Genomic DNA, 472 nt, shown 5'->3' with positions numbered 1-472 from the left:
GTGTATAAGAGACAGACTTGAGTGACTACAGGGGTATCTAATCCTGTTTGCTCCCCACGCTTTCGAGCCTCAACGTCAGTTACTGTCCAGTAAGCCGCCTTCGCCACTGGTGTTCCTCCTAATATCTACGCATTTCACCGCTACACTAGGAATTCCGCTTACCTCTCCTGTACTCTAGCTTGATAGTTCATTATGCAATCCTCAGGTTAAGCCCGAGGCTTTCACATATTGCTTACCATGCCGCCTACGCTCCCTTTACACCCAGTAAATCCGGACAACGCTTGTGACCTACGTTTTACCGCGGCTGCTGGCACGTAGTTAGCCGTCACTTCCTTGTTGGGTACCATCCTCTTTTTCCTCAACAACAGGAGTTTACAATCCGAAAACCTTCTTCCTTCACGCGGCGTCGCTGCATCAGGGTTTCCCCCATTGTGCAATATTCCCCACTGCTGCCCCCCGTAGGACTAGCTGA

Annotated in this window: 1 rRNA gene; it reads right to left on the bottom strand. The window is 50.6% G+C overall.

The annotated features are described in order from the left end of the window. Nucleotides 1–472, bottom strand: a 16S ribosomal RNA gene (locus H7U32_RS10005); the annotation flags it as partial.

It is taken from the genome of Bifidobacterium pullorum subsp. saeculare, from assembly GCF_016899725.1.
In the GTDB taxonomy this organism is placed as follows: domain Bacteria; phylum Actinomycetota; class Actinomycetes; order Actinomycetales; family Bifidobacteriaceae; genus Bifidobacterium; species Bifidobacterium pullorum_C.
This window is presented reverse-complemented; position numbering and strand designations above follow the sequence as displayed.